General features: G+C 72.2%; 14 protein-coding genes and 1 pseudogene. 5 read left to right on the forward strand and 10 right to left on the reverse strand.

All coding sequences use genetic code 11. The annotated features are described in order from the left end of the window. Window positions 1–152 precede the first annotated feature (152 nt). The 3 genes and pseudogenes from ACYVD5_RS20360 to ACYVD5_RS20370 all read right to left on the reverse strand — a co-directional run bounded on the left by ACYVD5_RS20360 (window position 153) and on the right by ACYVD5_RS20370 (window position 2207). Window positions 153–923, reverse strand: a complete 771-nt coding sequence (locus ACYVD5_RS20360) for a MerR family transcriptional regulator (RefSeq protein ID WP_461002691.1) — start codon at window positions 921–923, stop codon at window positions 153–155. Window positions 924–1043: 120 nt separating this feature from the next. Continuing rightward, on the reverse strand, window positions 1044–1403 hold the full coding sequence (locus tag ACYVD5_RS20365) for a VOC family protein (RefSeq protein ID WP_461002692.1): 360 nt from the start codon (window positions 1401–1403) through the stop codon (window positions 1044–1046). Window positions 1404–1437: 34 nt separating this feature from the next. Then, window positions 1438–2207: pseudogene (locus ACYVD5_RS20370) on the reverse strand (oxidoreductase). 81 nt (window positions 2208–2288) lie between these two features. On the opposite strand from ACYVD5_RS20370, the gene ACYVD5_RS20375 reads away from it, so the two are divergent. Then, window positions 2289–2861: a TetR/AcrR family transcriptional regulator gene (locus ACYVD5_RS20375; protein WP_461002693.1), complete on the forward strand. Its 573-nt coding sequence runs from the start codon at window positions 2289–2291 to the stop codon at window positions 2859–2861. A gap of 84 nt (window positions 2862–2945) precedes the next feature. On the opposite strand, the gene ACYVD5_RS20380 is transcribed toward ACYVD5_RS20375, so the two are convergent. Then, a complete protein-coding gene (locus ACYVD5_RS20380) occupies window positions 2946–3848 on the reverse strand; it encodes an SDR family NAD(P)-dependent oxidoreductase (protein ID WP_461002694.1) in 903 nt (300 codons plus the stop codon). Window positions 3849–3899: 51 nt separating this feature from the next. Between ACYVD5_RS20380 and ACYVD5_RS20385 the strand changes: the two genes are divergently transcribed. Continuing rightward, entirely contained in the window at window positions 3900–4565 is a 666-nt protein-coding gene (locus tag ACYVD5_RS20385) for a TetR/AcrR family transcriptional regulator (protein ID WP_461002695.1), read from the forward strand. After that, entirely contained in the window at window positions 4562–5464 is a 903-nt protein-coding gene (locus ACYVD5_RS20390) for an aminoglycoside phosphotransferase family protein (protein ID WP_461002696.1), read from the forward strand. The genes ACYVD5_RS20385 and ACYVD5_RS20390 overlap by 4 nt, the downstream gene beginning before the upstream one ends. 51 nt (window positions 5465–5515) lie before the next feature. Here the strand turns inward: ACYVD5_RS20390 and ACYVD5_RS20395 are convergent, their stop codons facing one another. After that, window positions 5516–6403: an aldo/keto reductase gene (locus ACYVD5_RS20395; RefSeq protein ID WP_461002697.1), complete on the reverse strand. Its 888-nt coding sequence runs from the start codon at window positions 6401–6403 to the stop codon at window positions 5516–5518. A 162-nt stretch (window positions 6404–6565) separates the two neighbouring features. After that, on the reverse strand, window positions 6566–6754 hold the full coding sequence (locus tag ACYVD5_RS20400) for a TetR/AcrR family transcriptional regulator C-terminal domain-containing protein (protein WP_461002698.1): 189 nt from the start codon (window positions 6752–6754) through the stop codon (window positions 6566–6568). Here ACYVD5_RS20400 and ACYVD5_RS20405 point away from each other — a divergent pair. After that, entirely contained in the window at window positions 6753–7115 is a 363-nt protein-coding gene (locus ACYVD5_RS20405) for an alpha/beta fold hydrolase (protein ID WP_461002699.1), read from the forward strand. The two genes, ACYVD5_RS20400 and ACYVD5_RS20405, sit on opposite strands and share 2 nt — an antisense overlap. A 246-nt stretch (window positions 7116–7361) precedes the next feature. On the opposite strand, the gene ACYVD5_RS20410 is transcribed toward ACYVD5_RS20405, so the two are convergent. The 3 genes from ACYVD5_RS20410 to ACYVD5_RS20420 form a co-directional block, all read right to left on the reverse strand. Then, a complete protein-coding gene (locus ACYVD5_RS20410; RefSeq protein ID WP_461002700.1) occupies window positions 7362–8546 on the reverse strand; it encodes an SGNH/GDSL hydrolase family protein in 1185 nt (394 codons plus the stop codon). A gap of 79 nt (window positions 8547–8625) precedes the next feature. Further along, a complete protein-coding gene (locus ACYVD5_RS20415; protein ID WP_461002701.1) occupies window positions 8626–9195 on the reverse strand; it encodes a TetR/AcrR family transcriptional regulator in 570 nt (189 codons plus the stop codon). Between the two features lie 762 nt (window positions 9196–9957). Next, window positions 9958–10560 (reverse strand): TetR/AcrR family transcriptional regulator, encoded by a 603-nt coding sequence (locus ACYVD5_RS20420; RefSeq protein WP_461002702.1) that lies wholly within the window; start codon window positions 10558–10560, stop codon window positions 9958–9960. Between the two features lie 288 nt (window positions 10561–10848). Here ACYVD5_RS20420 and ACYVD5_RS20425 point away from each other — a divergent pair, with 288 nt between their 5' ends. Further along, window positions 10849–12099: a DUF418 domain-containing protein gene (locus tag ACYVD5_RS20425; RefSeq protein ID WP_461002703.1), complete on the forward strand. Its 1251-nt coding sequence runs from the start codon at window positions 10849–10851 to the stop codon at window positions 12097–12099. Here the strand turns inward: ACYVD5_RS20425 and ACYVD5_RS20430 are convergent. Next, entirely contained in the window at window positions 12069–14018 is a 1950-nt protein-coding gene (locus ACYVD5_RS20430; protein WP_461002704.1) for a S9 family peptidase, read from the reverse strand. The two genes, ACYVD5_RS20425 and ACYVD5_RS20430, sit on opposite strands and share 31 nt — an antisense overlap. Window positions 14019–14084 lie beyond the last annotated feature (66 nt).

Consider the following 14084-nt stretch of genomic DNA (forward strand, 5'->3'; position numbering starts at 1 on the left):
CGCACATCCACCGGCGGGGCCGGGACGGCGCACCAGGGAGGAGCGAGGAACCCGGCGCTCGCGGTTGCCGGAGGTTCCGCGGCCAGGTGGAAGGGCCGGCGCCGTCAGCGCCGGTGGGGCGGGATGCGTCGCGGACCGCATCGGACGGTCGGTCAGGGCCGGCCGGCGAAGATCTCGGCGAGCAGGTCTTGGGCGTGGGTGGTCGCCCGCACTTCCAGGACGGTGCGCTCGCCCAGGTGCAGGTCGAAGACGATGAAGTTGCAGCATCTCCGTTCGGCCGCGACCAGGCGCGCGAGTTCGGCGGTGTCGGCCGCGCCGGACAGGTGCAGGCGCAGCCCGCCCTTGATGGGAGTGCGGTCGGCGCCGTCCAGGACCCGCTCCCACTCCCGCAGGCGCTCGTCCTGGGCGGTGGCGTCCAGGGTGCACGCGACCGCGCGCCCGCCCCCGGCCGCGGAAATCAGGGGGAGCAGGCGGCGCGCGGCCGCTTCGGCCGCCTTCGCCGGCGGCCGCTCCGGGGTGCGTGTGTGCAGGTTGGCGCACGCGGGGCTGCAGGGTCCGGCGGGATCGGGGCCGCGCAGGTGTGCGCGTGCCTGTTCCAGCCGTGCGGTGAACGCCGCCAGCTCGGCGCTGCGGGCCCGGGCCTGGGCGATGCGCGTTTCCACCCGGGGGCGAAGGTCGGCGCGTACCCGGGCGCACGAGCCCTGGTCCCGTACGGCCATGATGCGGGCGATTTCGCCCAGGTCCAGCCCCAGCAGCTTGGCGGTGGCGATGAACGCGAGCCGGTCGACGGTGTCCTCGGTGAACAGGCGGTACCCGGCCGGCGAGCGGTCCGCGCGCAGCAGGCCCTGCTGCTCGTAGAAACGCAGGGTGGATGCCGGAACGCCGGAGCGTTCGGCCAGTTCGGAGACGTGCAGCACGGTCATACCGGCGAATGTAGACCTTCGAGCCGACTCGAAGGCAAGCTCCGAGCGGTGCACCCGGCCGCCCCGCCCGGGTCGAGCCTGCTCGGTCGGGCCGGTCGGGCGCCCGGGAACCAGCGGGGATCAGGTCGAGCGGAGGCAGAAGGGATGTCCGGCCGGGCTGGCATACACCCGGGAGCCCTGACCAGTGGCGGCGCCGGCCGGCCGCAGGCGTCGGCCGCCGGCGGCGAGCACCCGCGTCTCCGCGGTCGCCGAGTCGTCCGTGGCGAGGTCGAAGTGCAGCTGCTGGGAGGCCCCGTCGGGCCACTGCGGCGGCACCTGTCCCGGCGCGTGCTGGACCACGATCACGGGCAGGCCCTCGGCCTGCAGGAAATGGTGCGTCGCCGTCCTGGTGACCGATCCGCCGAGCAGTTGGTGCCAGAACGAGCTTTCGCTCTCCAGGTCGGCGGCGTCCACGATGAGCGACGTCAGGCTGATGTTCATGGTCTCTCTCCTCGATTCGTGTGCGGGGCCGGTTTCAGACCGTGGGGATGATGCCGCCGTCGACCCTGAACTGCGCGCCGGTGAGCCATTTGGCGCGGTCGGAGGCCAGGAACGCGATCAGCTCCGCGGCGTCCTCGGGTTCGCCTGGGCGCCCCATCGGTACCTGCAGGTGGTCGACGACCTGCTGTTGGGTTTCGCCGATGCTGACACCCTGGTCGTGGGCCAACCGCCGGAGGTGGTCGGCCGCGCCTTCGGTGACGACGAAGCCCGGCAGCACGCACACCACGCGTACGCCGTGGTCGCCTACAGCGGTGGCCAGTTCGCGTAGGCGTTGAGCGCCGCCTTCGATGCGGCATAGGACGCCTCGGCGGGCTGGGGAAGGCGCGCGGCAATGGAGGAGACGTGCACCACGGCGCCGGAGCCGCGCTCGACCATTCCGGGAACCAGCGCCCGGTCGAGCCGGACCGCGCTGAGCAGGTTCATCTCCAGGTCTGCGAGCCAGGAGGCGTCCGTGCGGTCCAGGGTCGCCACGGGCCCGGCGGTGGCTCCGGCGTTGTTGACGAGGACGTCGACGCCTCCGACGCTGTCGGTCACCCGCCGGCCGAGTTCGGCCGCCCCCTCCTCGGAGCGCAGGTCGGCGGGGATGAAGGTAGCGGGCAGGTCATCGGGGGGCGCGGTTCGGGAAGCCGCCAGCACGGTGGCACCGGCTGCGGCGAAGCGGCGGGCGGTCGCCTGCCCCAGCCCCCGGCTTGCGCCGGTCACCAGCACTCGCAGGCCGGCCAGCCCGTCGTGTTCGATCGTCACGGGTGTACTCCTCCACTAAAGTGAGTCCGACTCCGGAAACTGTACACCTAAACGGAGTCCGACTCACCTTATGGAGGACCATTGCCCCCACCACGTCCGTTGCGCGCCGATGCCCGCCGCAACCGCGAAGCGCTCCTGGCCGCTGCGCGGGAGGCATTCCTCGCCGACGACGACGCCCATGTCGAGGAGATCGCCCGGCGGGCCGGCGTGGCCGTGGGCACCCTCTACCGCCACTTCGAAACGCGCGAGGTGCTTGTCGCAGAGGTGTACCGCCAGGAGGTCGCCGAACTCTGCGCGGCCCCAGCCCGGCTGCTCGCCGAGCACCCGCCGGACGAAGCCCTGCGCACCTTCCTGCTGCTGCTCATCGAGCACGCGGCGGTGAGCAGAGGGATGGGCGAGCTGATGGAGAGCATCATGGCGACCGATTCGCCGGTCTTCGGTGACACGCGCGCCGAGATGGAGCGGGCGCTGGAGGAGCTGCTCACCGCAGGTGTTGCAGCAGGACGCATCCGCAGCGGCATCAGCGGCCGCGTCGTCCTGCGCGCCCTCGGCGGCATCTGCGGGATGCGGGCTGAAGGGTGGCAGGACGACGCGCATCTGATCGCCACGACCCTCTATGACGGGTTGCGCTACGGCACAGCGCAGCACGCCTAGACGCGCGGCCGCCATACAGTGCACCGGGGGCGCACCATCGGATCGCCAACGGGCGGGCTCGGCATGCCGCCGCCGTCGCCCGCCCTAGCCGGCGCGGTGTTCGGGCGTGCTTGCCGCGGCCCCGGACTCCTTGGGGCGGAGGCGGCGCAGGTTGGCGGCGAGGATGCGGTCGAGGGCGCGGTCGGGCAGGATCCGGGTCAGGCGGGTGATCAGGGCGGCGTCGCGGCCGATGGTGTAGCGGGTGCGCGGTCGGGGTGCCGTCGCGGCCTTGGCGATGATCCGGGCGGCGGTGCCGGCGCTTACGCCCGCAGCGGTGCCCGAGGCCATCAGCGCATTGTTCGCCTGGACCAGGCCGCCGTAGCGCTCCTGCTGCTCCGGTGTCATCCCGGCGGCCAGCCGGTTCGCCTCCTCGGCACCGCGGCCGGCGATCTCCGTGCGGACACCGCCGGGCCGCACCACGACCACCTGCACGCCCAGCGGCGCGACCTCCCGGCGCAGCGAGTCGCTGACCGCCTCCAGGCCGAACTTCGCGCCGGCGTAGGCGCCGTAGGTGGCCATGGCGGCCGTGCCGCCGATTGAGCTGATGTTGACCACACGGCCCTTGCTGCGCAGCAGCGCAGGCAGCAGCGCCTGAGTGGCGGCGATGTGGCCGAACAGGTTGACCTCGAAAACCCGCCGCCACTCCGCGAGCGGCATTGCCTCGACAGGGGCGTTGACCTGGATGCCGGCGTTGTTGACGAGCGCGTGCAGCGCGCGCGGGTCGTCGGAGACCCGCGCGGCCAGCGCCTCCACGTGCGCCGACTCGGTGATGTCGAGGATGACCGGTTCGATCCCGGTCGACCGCAGCGCCGCTGCGTCGCGGTCGCGCCGCACCCCGGCCAGGACGTGGAATCCCCGGCGCGCCAGTTCGCGGGCGGTTGCGGCGCCCATGCCCGTTGAGGCGCCGGTTACGACGATGAGCTTCCGAACTTCAGATGACGTTGTCACCTTAACAAAGGTAGCATTTCAGATGACAATGTCAACTGTATGATGGGTGCCATGGTCACCCGCACGGAATCCGCCGCCCTCACCCGCCGCGCCCTGCTCGACGCGGCCGCCGAGCTGCTGGATTCCGGCGGCCCCGAAGCCGTCACCCTGCGCGAGGTGGGTGCGCGGGCTGGTGTGACACGGGGAGCGCCCTACCGGCACTTCGCCGACAAGAACAGCCTGCTGGCCAGCATCGCGGTCGAAGGCTGGGAGCGGATCGGCGACCGCGTACATGCCCTGCGCACCGACCCGGCCCTGTCGGCCGCCGAGCAGCTGAGCGGTGCCCTACGCGCCCTTGTCGGCATCGGCCGCGACCAGCCGCACCTCTACCAGATACTGTTCTGGCCCAGCGAACACCGTTTCCGGCAACACCGGAACGGGCCCGACCGCGTGCGCGACCAGCTGTGCGGTGCGGCGGGCGGGCCAGCAGCAGCCGTCCAGGCGGCCGAACGCTTCCAGAACGAGTTCCTGGCCATCGTCGCCGCCCTCATCGGGAAGCAGGACGCACCCCACTACGGCGCCCTGCTCCTGGCCGGCGCCCACGGCATCGCGGGCATGGAGCTCACCGGCCACCTCGGCCCGGCCAAGTGGAGCACCACCGCCGACGAGCTCGTCGACACCCTCGTCCGCAGAGTCGCCGACGCCGCCCCCGACGAAACCGCCCGTCGCGTCATATGACCGACGCCGAGATCGAGATCACCGCAGAGGTGGTCCACGGCCTGCTTCAGGAGCAGCACCCTGACCTGGCAGGGCCGGCCATACGCGAGGTGGCGGGCGGATGGGACAACCGGCAGTGGCGCCTTGGGGACGGGTTGGCCGTGCGCATACCGCGGACGGAGCGTGCCCCCGACCTCCAACGCAAGGAGCGCCGGTGGCTGCCCGTCCTGGCCCCGCGCCTACCGCTCCCGGTCCCGGTCCCTGTACGGATCGGCGAACCGTCCGCGCGCTTCCCGAAGCCCTGGACCATCGTGACGTGGGTTCCCGGCGAGCCACTGGACCGCGCCTCGATCAGCAGCGGCGACCACGCGGCCGACGCGTTGGCGGGTTTCCTCAGAGCGCTCCACGTGGAGGCACCCCCCGAGGCGCCGGCCGCATCGGACCGCGGCGCTCACCCCCGGCAGTACACGGACGGCTTCGACCACTTCTTCCACGACGTTGTCCCCGGTGGCATCGCCGACGGGGTCCGCGCCGTCTGGGACGATGCCGTTGCCGCCGCCGAGTGGGGCGGCCCGCCGGTATGGGTGCACGGTGACCTGCATCCCGCAAACGTCATCGTCTCGGACGGGACGCTCGCGGGCGTGATCGACTTTGGTGACATGTTCGCCGGTGACCCGGCGTGGGACCTCGCGGCCGCATGGGTGGTCCTTCCTGCGGGCGGCGCCGCACGCTTCTTCGGCGAATACACGCAGGTGGACGAGGCCACGATCCGGCGCGCCCGCGGGCTGGCCGCCCTGAAAAGCCTGTTCCTCATGCTGATGGGCCGAAACGGCGACCGGGGCCTTCCGGGCGGCAAACCGGCCTGGGGACCCGCAGGCCGGGCGGCGCTCGATCGTGTGCTCAGCGGGCGGTTGATGTAGGCACGGAGCGGTGGTCCTCGCCGACCACCTCCCCGCCCTCGCCTGCGCCGCTCAGGCCTCCAGTGCGCGCAGGGCCGCGTCGTCGAGCAGGACGTCTCCGGCGGCGAGATTCTCCTCCAGGTGGGCGATGCTGCGGGTGCCGGGGATGAGCAGTGATTGCGGTCCCCGGGCGAGCACCCAGGCCAGCCCGACCTGGGCGGGCGTCGCGCCCAGGCGCGCCGCCGTCTCCTGCACGGCCGGCCGGTCGGTGACCTTGGGCAGGTCCGCGAACCCCGATCCGAGCGGGAAGTAGGGCACCCAGGCGATGCCGTGCTCGCGGCAGATGTCGAGCACGGGTTCCTCGGAGCGGTCGGCGAGGCTGTAGGCGTTCTGCACGCAGGCCACACCGGCGGGCAGGGCGCGGCGCAGCCGGCCGGTGTCGATGTGACTCAGCCCGAAGCCCGCGATCAGTCCGGCGTCGCGCAGGGCGATGAGTTCGGCGAGTTGGTCGTCGAAGTCGACCCGCTGGTCGGCGGGGGTACCCGGCGTGCCGTCCATGGGATAGAAGTTGACCACGTCGAGGCGTTCGAGGCCCAGCGCGCGCAGGTTCGTTTCCACCTCGGCGCGCATCTGGGCGGGTTGCTGTGCCGGACGCAGTCCGTGAGGGCCGTCGGGGTCGGTGGTGGCACCGATCTTGGTGGCCAGCACCAGGTGGTCGGGGTAGGGGTGCAGGGCGGCGCGGATGTGCGCGTTGACGCGGCCGGCGCCGTAGAACCCGGCGGTGTCGAGGTGGTCGACGCCCAGCTCGACGGCTCGGCGCAGCACGGCAAGGGCGGACTCGTCGGCGGTGTGCTCAAGCTGCATTGTGCCGTATCCGATGCGGGAGACCGGGCGCCCGCCCAGGTGGGCGGTTCCGCCCGGGCGCGGACGCGGGGGCACGGCGGTGCCGGTGGTGGACATGATCGCGGCTCCTGAAACGACGTGGGTTCACCAATAAGCGGAGGAGGCTCCGAAACTAGCACAACCGGAAAACTCTCCGCTTCATGGTTGCGACGGCGGTCGGCGGGGGAAGCCCGGGCACGTCCGGCGGGGGGTTCCCAGTGGGGGCCACCGCCACCGGGCTTACTGCCGTACGGCCCGCAGCCCGTCCAGGAGCACCCCCAATCCGAACTCGAAATGTGCCGTGAAGTCCGTACTGGTGAGCACCGGCAGAGTGGCGGAGAGGTGCGGATAGGTCCCCGCCCCCGCCGCCTCGCGCAGGCCCCCCGCATCTGCGGGCCCCCGTCCCCCGGCCGCAGGGCGGTTGGGCATGGCCGAGGTCAACGGGCGGCGGTTGTGCGCCCAGGTGCGCGGCCGAGGGCCCACCGTCGTACTGGACGGTGGCGGCACCGGCCAGGGGATCGACGGCGGCTGGGGGCGGGAACTCGATAACGAACTGCCCGAAATGGCGACGGTCGTGACCTACGATCGTGCCGGCGTCGGCCGTTCCGAGGGCCGCCAGGCGCGCACCATCGCCGCGATGGCCGACGACCTGCATGAGCTCGTGCACGCGACGGGGGCGAGCCGGTGTCCGCTTCCCGGACGTACCCACAACCGTGCTTACCGCCGGGATCCGGCCAGCGCCCCACGGCTGCTTTGCGGTTCGGCCCGGTTTCGGCGGACTCCGAGGTAGGTTGCAGCGGCATATATATCACCACCGCTTTCGAAACCGCGTCTGGACGCGCTGCCATCTCAACCCAACCAGTAGCGGCCGGCCTGTTCCGCGTTGGGTAGCCGAATCTCCCGGGACAAGAGGTGCGTCATGCTGCGAGTCGTAACCGCAATCCGCGTATCTGCGACGGTGACGGCTTGTTCCGGTGGAGGCGCGTCCACCTCTTCGCAGTTGGGCGCCGTCTCCCGGTCGGCCGGTTGGCGCTGCTCAGCCGGCGGCGCGGGCGAACGCCCCGCCGTCGCCGAACGCCAGATCCGCGAAGCGCTCGCCCATGCGGCGGTGAGCGTCGGCGTCGGGGTGCAGCCCGTCGGGCAGCGGCAGTTCGGCGAAGTCCGCGGCTCCGTAGAGGTCGTTGCCGTCCAGGTAGGCCAGGTGCGGGTCGCCGGCCGCACGCCGGCGGACGATGCGCAACAGCTCGTCGCGGATGACTCCCAGGGTGAGCTTGCCGGCCGCGCGCTCGTCCGGGTCGCCCGAGGCCGCGAACCGGATCTTTCCGGCGGACAGGGCCGCGGTATCGAAGGCGCCGGGGCCCGGGGTGTCTTCGTGTATCGGGCAGTGGATGGGCGAGACCACCAGCAGCGGCGTGCGGGGATGGCCTTCGCGGACGGTGTCGAGGAATCCGTGCACCGCCGGGGTGAATGCGCGCAGGCGCATCAGGTCGGCGTTGACCAGGTTGATGCCGATCTTGAGGCTGATCAGGTCGGCGGGTGTGTCCCGCACGGTGCGGGCGGTGAAGGGGTCGAGCAGGGCGCTGCCGCTCAGGCCGAGGTTGACCAGCTCGACCCCGCCGATCCGCGCGGCGAGTGCGGGCCAGGTCATGGTGGGACCGGCGGCGTCGGAGCCGTGGCTGATGGAGCTGCCGTGGTGCAGCCACACGCGGCGGCCGCGGTCGTCGGCCGGGTCGACCGGTGCGTCGGTACGCAGGGCGACGAGCCGGGTGGTCTCGTTGTGCGGCAGCCAGATCTCGACGCGCTTGGCCCGCTCCGGCAGGCCGGCGAAGCGCAGGGTACCGACCGGGCCGTCCCGGTGCTCGGTGTTTCCGGTGGCCATGTCGACGGTCACCGTGTCGCCGTCGCTCAGGACGGCGCTGTCGGCGCGCCGGCCGTCGACGAACAGCTCGTAGACGCCGTCGGGACGCGGCGGGAGGCCCGCATGGATGCGCTTGGTGGGCAGCGCGTCCAGCTCGACGGCGGTGGCGCGGGTGTGGAAGGCCAGTCGCACGCCTGAGGGCTGCGACTCCGCCATGGCCAGCTGCGGGTCGGTGTACTGGGCGCGGGCCCAGGCGGGCAGCCGGTGCGGCAGCGCCCCGCGCTCGGTGTGCTCCAGCTCCTGGGCGCCGCGCAGTAGATCGGCGGTGATGGGCGTGGTGACGGTGGTCTGCGGTGCGTGCATGAGGTGGGCCTGCCTGCCGTGGTCGTCGGGGCCGGATGGACCGGCGGGTGGAGAGCGGTTGGGGCGCGCGGCGCGGATGTCAGGGAGCGGGCCAGTTGCGCAGCAGCGCGTCGACGGCGTCCAAGGTCCGTGCCCAGGTCTCGTCGGTGTCGGGAGCGCTGTGGCTGAAGCCGCCGCCCATCTCCAGGCTCACGTAGCCGTGGAAGACACTGCCCAGCAGCCGCACCGCGTGGGTCTGCTCGGGTTCGGCCAGGTCGTAGCCGCGCAGGATCGCCCGGGTCATGCGCGCATGGCGCATGCCCGCGCTCGCGGCCGCCGTTTCCGGGTCGAGCCGGTACTGGGCGGCGGCGTAGCGGCCCGGGTGCTCGCGGGCGTAGTCGCGGTAGACGTGGGCCAGCGCCGTGAGCGCATCCTTGCCGGCCCGCCCGGCCACCGCCTCGGCGGCGCGCTCGGCCATCTCCTCCAGAGCCAGCAGGGCGATCCGCTTAAGAAGCTCCTCGGAGCTGCCCAGGTGCGAGTACAGGCTCGCCACCTTGACGTCGAACCTCCTCGCCAGCTCCGACAGGGTTACCCGGTCGAAGCCGACCTCGTCGGCCAGATCCGCACCCGCACGGGTGAGCCGTTCCGGGGTCAGTCCCTCACGTTGCACAAGCCTCTCCCTTCCACCTAACGGGAGATTATATTTGCCTAATGGCTTTAGGCAAACCGCAAAGTGTCTCAGCGCTGACCGCCTGCAACCCCGGCACGCTCTACAACCACATCCCCGACCTCGCCGAGTTGCGCGTTGGGCGGGCACATCCGGCACTGGAGCCGAGCGAGGAGAGCCGACCCTCTCCAGCTTCAGCTACCCGTTGGTTACTTTCGGCCGCTTCCACGACCCCGCGGTGAGTTCCGCGGGAGCGGCGATGCCGGCGGCCCGAAAGTGCTTGCGGCTGCGGGCCATCACCGCGGCGGCGCGCAGCGCCTCCAGGACCGAGGCCGGTCGGCGGCCTTGGGCAGGCCGGCGAAGCCCGCCCCGAGAGGGAAGTAGGGCACCTAGGCGATGCCGTGTTCGCGGCAGAGGTCGAGCACGGGCTCGCCGGAGCGGTCGGCGAGGCTGTGCCGGGCAGGCTCCGGAGTTCCGTTGCAGCCCCCGATCGGCCCCGCGGCACCCCTGGACCCCTGACTTCCGATAAGGCCCGCTTATCGGAAGCCAGGATATGGACCCTGTTTCGTTTTTTGTTTCATATTTAAGTCGCCAAGTTACGTAATTACACCAACGAAACTATGAGCATGGGCCCGAGGGGGGCGATACGGCGGTTCGCGGCTGCAGCGCACCTGGTCACAGGCGTGCGGTGCCGCGCCTGGTTGCAACCGCACGGCCGCAACGGGGCGCGGCCCCCGCGCTAAGGCATGTCCCGGGCCCGGTTGCTCAACCGCCCAGCAAGCCGTCGACGGCGGTGAACAAGGTTGCGGTCTCGGTGGTGAGCAGGGGCTCCGCGCCCGGGAGTGCGCGTTCCACCGAGAGGCCGTTGATGACGGTCAGCAGGAACCTCGCGCGCTGGGCGTTGTCGCCGCCGGGCAGTGCGCCTTCTTCGGCGAGGACCGACAGCCAGTATTCGACCCGGTGCTGCATCTGCCGCTCCATGGCGAGGTAGGCCGCTCGGGACTCCTCGGTCGGCTCAGGGGCGATGAGTTCCTCGTAGATCCGGCCCCATACCTCTTTGGCCTGCGTTCCGGGACCGGTAGGCGCAAGTATCTGCCGCAGGCAGTCGACGAGCCGCTCCCGCGCGGGTGTGGCCGTGTCGTGGATCGGATCGCCCGGAAACGCCAGTTCGTAGATGCCGGCGAGCACCGCGTCCTGCAGGGCGCGCTGTGTGGGGAAGTGGTGGCGAAGCGAGCCCGTGCTCACCCCGGCTTTGGCGGCGACCGCCCGCACGCTCAGCCGGGCGGTGGGATCCTCACTCACCATCGTCATGGCCGCGGCGAGGATCCTGTCGCGCGAACTCGGGTTCGCACTCGACGGTTCGGTCATGGTCACCTCCGCTCCCACCCTACTAGCACGCCGTACTAGCACGCTGTGTTAGTCTCACATTGCCACTAGCACAGCGTGTTGGAGTGTGGCCGGTGCCGGCCGGAGGGCCGCCGGTCCCCCGGGCAACGAGGCGATCGGAGCCTGCGCACCGCTCATCCTGCTGCCGCTCCGGCTCACCGGCAGGGTCCCTGTCCCACCGATGTGCCGGGCGGCGCCGAGCGCGCACTCCGGCCCGCTGCACCCGGCCACGTCGCAGCGCAGGCAGCCCGCCCCCGCCGAAAGGACACCATGAGCACCCGCAATCCCGATCGCGTACCGACCCCGCCGGTCAGCGGCCCGGTGCGCCCGACTCCGCTATCGGAGCGCTCCCTGGCACCCGACCTGGCGCGGGGGATGATGCTGCTGCTGATCGCGCTGGCGCACACCCCGTACTTCCTCTATGCCGCCGAGGTGGGTATGGCGGGGATGCACCCGGCGCAGGGAGGTGTGGCCGACAAGATCGCCCAAGGGTTCACGCTCATCGTGGTGGATGCCCGGGTCCACACGATGTTCGGATTCCTGTTCGCCTACGGCATCGGGCAGATGTACACGCGCCAGACGGCCAAGGGAACCAGTGCCGTCCAAGCGCGCCGGCTGCTGCGCCGGCGCCATCTGTGGATGATCGCCTTCGGGGCGGTGCACGCGCTGCTGGTGTGGCAGGGCGACATCATCGGCGTCTACGGGCTGATCGGCCTGATCATGGTGCCGCTGTTCTTCGGCCGCTCCGACCGCACACTCAAGATCTGGATCGGTGTCCTACTGGGCCTGGGCGCGCTGATGTCCCTGGTCACCCTGGTCGGCGCGCTGACGACGCCCGATGGCAGCGCTGCGGCGGCAGGGGTTGAGCTGCAGCGGGCCAGTATCGCCGAACCCTCCTATGCTTCCTCGGCGGTGGCGCGGCTCCAGATGTGGACGATCCAGCTGTTCTCCGCGATCGCGACATTGGCGCTGCCGACGGCGTTTCTGATGGGGACGTTGGCGGCGCGGCACCGGCTGCTGGACGAGCCGGGTCGGCACCTGGTGCTGCTGCGGCGGTTTGCGGTGTGGGGAATCGCCGCGGGGTGGGCCAGCGGTGCGGTGCTCGCTCTCCAGCACACGACGCCCGTCGGGTTCGCTCCGACGCCGGCGCTGACAGGGCTGCACTTCTTCGCCGGGATCTTCGCCGGGGTCGGGTATGCGGCGCTGTTCGGGCTGCTGGCGCACCGCTTGAGCGGGCGTGCGGCGGCCGCGGCACGGCCGGTGCAGTGGCTGGCGGCACTGGGCCGGCGGTCGATGAGCGGGTATCTGGCGCAGTCGCTGGTGTGGGGGCCGGTGCTGACCGCTTGGGGGCTGGGCGTGGGCGCGCACTTGTCGAGCTGGTCGGCGTCGGTGCTGGCCGTGGCCACCTGGGCGGTGACCGTGGCCGGTGCGGCGGCGCTGGAGCGGGCCGGGCGGCGGGGCCCGGCGGAGGTGCTGCTGCGCAAGCTGACCTACCGGGCGCCGCGGTCCGCCGGCGGATGATCTTTTCCTGGGGCCATCCACCGACCGAACCATGTTCTGGTTCGTTCCAGCACGTCGATCTGGTTGTCGCGGCCGTGTATGCCGTGGCCCTCGCCCGGATAGCGTACGAACTCGTGCTCGACCCCGAACCGGCGCAGCGCCCGGTGCAGGTAGACGGCCTGGCCAACGGGCACATTGGTGTCCTCGTCGCCGTGCAGGATCAGCACCGGGGTGCGGATACGGGAAGCAAAGGAGACGGGGCTGACCGCGTCATGGGGGTGGGGGCCGGGGCCTTCCCAACCGACGCTGCCGCTCAGCCCCGCCTCATCGGCCCCGGCCTCGCCGGTGGCGGCCAGCATCCCCCAGTCGCTGACACCCGCGCCCACCACCGCCGCCGCGAACCGGTCGGTGCGTCCCACCGCCCAGGACGCCAGGAACCCGCCGTGGCTCCACCCGCCGATCCCGAGCCGACCGGGGTCGGCCACGCCCCGCTGCACGAGCAGGTCGATACCGTCTTCGATATCGCACCACTCCCCCGCACCCAACGCGCCCACCACCGCTTCGGCGAACGCCCGCCCGCGGCCCATCCCGCCGCGGGGGTTGGGCAGGAACACCGCGTAACCGGCGTGGGCCAGCCACTGGGCGGGGGCGTGCGGGCTCAGGGTGAACCGGTCGGCATAGCGGCTGTAGGGACCCCCGTGCACCCAGGTGACCAGGGGGAACGGCCCATCGTCCGGCGCGGCGCCCACGGGGGTGAGCAGTAGCCCGTCCAGGTCGAACAGCCCGTCGCGTGCCGGGTAGGACAGGCGTTCCCGGCCGGCCCAGGCGAAGCGGTCGAGTTCGGGGCGCAGGCGGGTGAGCCGGGCCAGCGGGCCGTCGGCAGGGCCGCTGTGCACCTGCCCGGCTTCGCGGGCGCCGGCGGCCACCACCCCGACGCGGCTTCCGGTGCGGTCGCAGCTCAGCGACTCCAACAGCCCGGGCGTGCGCTGGGTCCGGGCGAATCGGCGGATGTGGGGATCGAGGCGGTGGATCTCGGTATCGAGCCCGTGGGCGAACAGGGCCAGCGGCGGCCCGCCGTCGGCCTGGACGAGTTCGACCGGGCAGCGGTCCAGGCCCGCGGTCAGGTTGGTGTGCTCCGGGACCGCCGCGGCCGCGGCCACGTCGAACACCGCCTGCGCGCCGTCGGGGCCGGGGTCCATCGCCAGGTGGCAGATGTGCCAGTGGCCGCCGTCGTGCCACCAGACCGGCGAGTTGGCGTCCCACCCGAGTTCGCCCAGGTCACTGACCCGCCCGGTGCCCGGCTCCACGACGAGCAGGTCCCACCGCGAGCGGACGGGGTCGTGCTCGCGGCCCGGCCGGGTGATCACGGCAAGCGCGGCGCCGTCGGGGCGGGCGGCCGTCTCCAACACGTGCCGTTCACCCAGGACGGGCAGCGGGCGCAGCCGGCCGGTGCCCGTATCCAGCAGCGCCAACCGGTCGCGGGGTTCGGGACCGCCCCACACCCGCGGCGCGGTTCCCCGGAGGTCGGGGTCGCTGACCACCACCGCCACCGTTGCGGTGCCGGGTACCGGCCGGTGGTCGGCCACGTCGGTTCCCGGGCCGGTGAGGGCGTGCAGCCCGGTCCCGTCGGCGTTGATCCGGTACGGCCGGGATGCGCTCTGCTCCGGATCGTCCCGGTCGGACAGGAAGTACAGGCGCCGGGAGTCGGGTGCCCACCGCGGCCGGTGGTCGCGGGCGGTCCTCCCGCCCGTGAGCCGCCGGGGCGCCGCCGCGTCGGCGGAGGCGGCGATCCAGAGATTGCTTACCGGGCGTGCCGAGGTGGAACCGGAGCCGGGGGCGGTGACGGCGTAGGCCACCCACCGCCCGTCGGGGGACAGCACCGGGCTTACCGCGGTGTGTCCGTCGGCGACGACGGCGGCTGTCAGGGGCGGGGCGGGCATGGGCGGCCTTTCCGGGGGCGGAGGGGACACGCGCGAAGCCGGTGCACCTTCCGCTCAAACCTGCCG

It is taken from the genome of Streptomonospora sediminis (assembly GCF_054778995.1).

Excerpts from the sequence above, each read along its gene's own strand:
- ACYVD5_RS20360 (WP_461002691.1), bottom strand. The coding sequence starts at position 923 with ATGACCGTGCTGCACGTCTCCGAACTGGCCGAACGCTCCGGCGTTCCG.
- ACYVD5_RS20365 (WP_461002692.1), bottom strand. The coding sequence starts at position 1,403 with ATGAACATCAGCCTGACGTCGCTCATCGTGGACGCCGCCGACCTGGAG.
- ACYVD5_RS20385 (WP_461002695.1), top strand. The coding sequence starts at position 3,900 with ATGGTCACCCGCACGGAATCCGCCGCCCTCACCCGCCGCGCCCTGCTC.
- ACYVD5_RS20390 (WP_461002696.1), top strand. The coding sequence starts at position 4,562 with ATGACCGACGCCGAGATCGAGATCACCGCAGAGGTGGTCCACGGCCTG.
- ACYVD5_RS20395 (WP_461002697.1), bottom strand. The coding sequence starts at position 6,403 with ATGTCCACCACCGGCACCGCCGTGCCCCCGCGTCCGCGCCCGGGCGGA.
- ACYVD5_RS20405 (WP_461002699.1), top strand. The coding sequence starts at position 6,753 with ATGGCCGAGGTCAACGGGCGGCGGTTGTGCGCCCAGGTGCGCGGCCGA.
- ACYVD5_RS20400 (WP_461002698.1), bottom strand. The coding sequence starts at position 6,754 with ATGCCCAACCGCCCTGCGGCCGGGGGACGGGGGCCCGCAGATGCGGGG.
- ACYVD5_RS20410 (WP_461002700.1), bottom strand. The coding sequence starts at position 8,546 with ATGCACGCACCGCAGACCACCGTCACCACGCCCATCACCGCCGATCTA.
- ACYVD5_RS20420 (WP_461002702.1), bottom strand. The coding sequence starts at position 10,560 with ATGACCGAACCGTCGAGTGCGAACCCGAGTTCGCGCGACAGGATCCTC.
- ACYVD5_RS20425 (WP_461002703.1), top strand. The coding sequence starts at position 10,849 with ATGAGCACCCGCAATCCCGATCGCGTACCGACCCCGCCGGTCAGCGGC.
- ACYVD5_RS20430 (WP_461002704.1), bottom strand. The coding sequence starts at position 14,018 with ATGCCCGCCCCGCCCCTGACAGCCGCCGTCGTCGCCGACGGACACACC.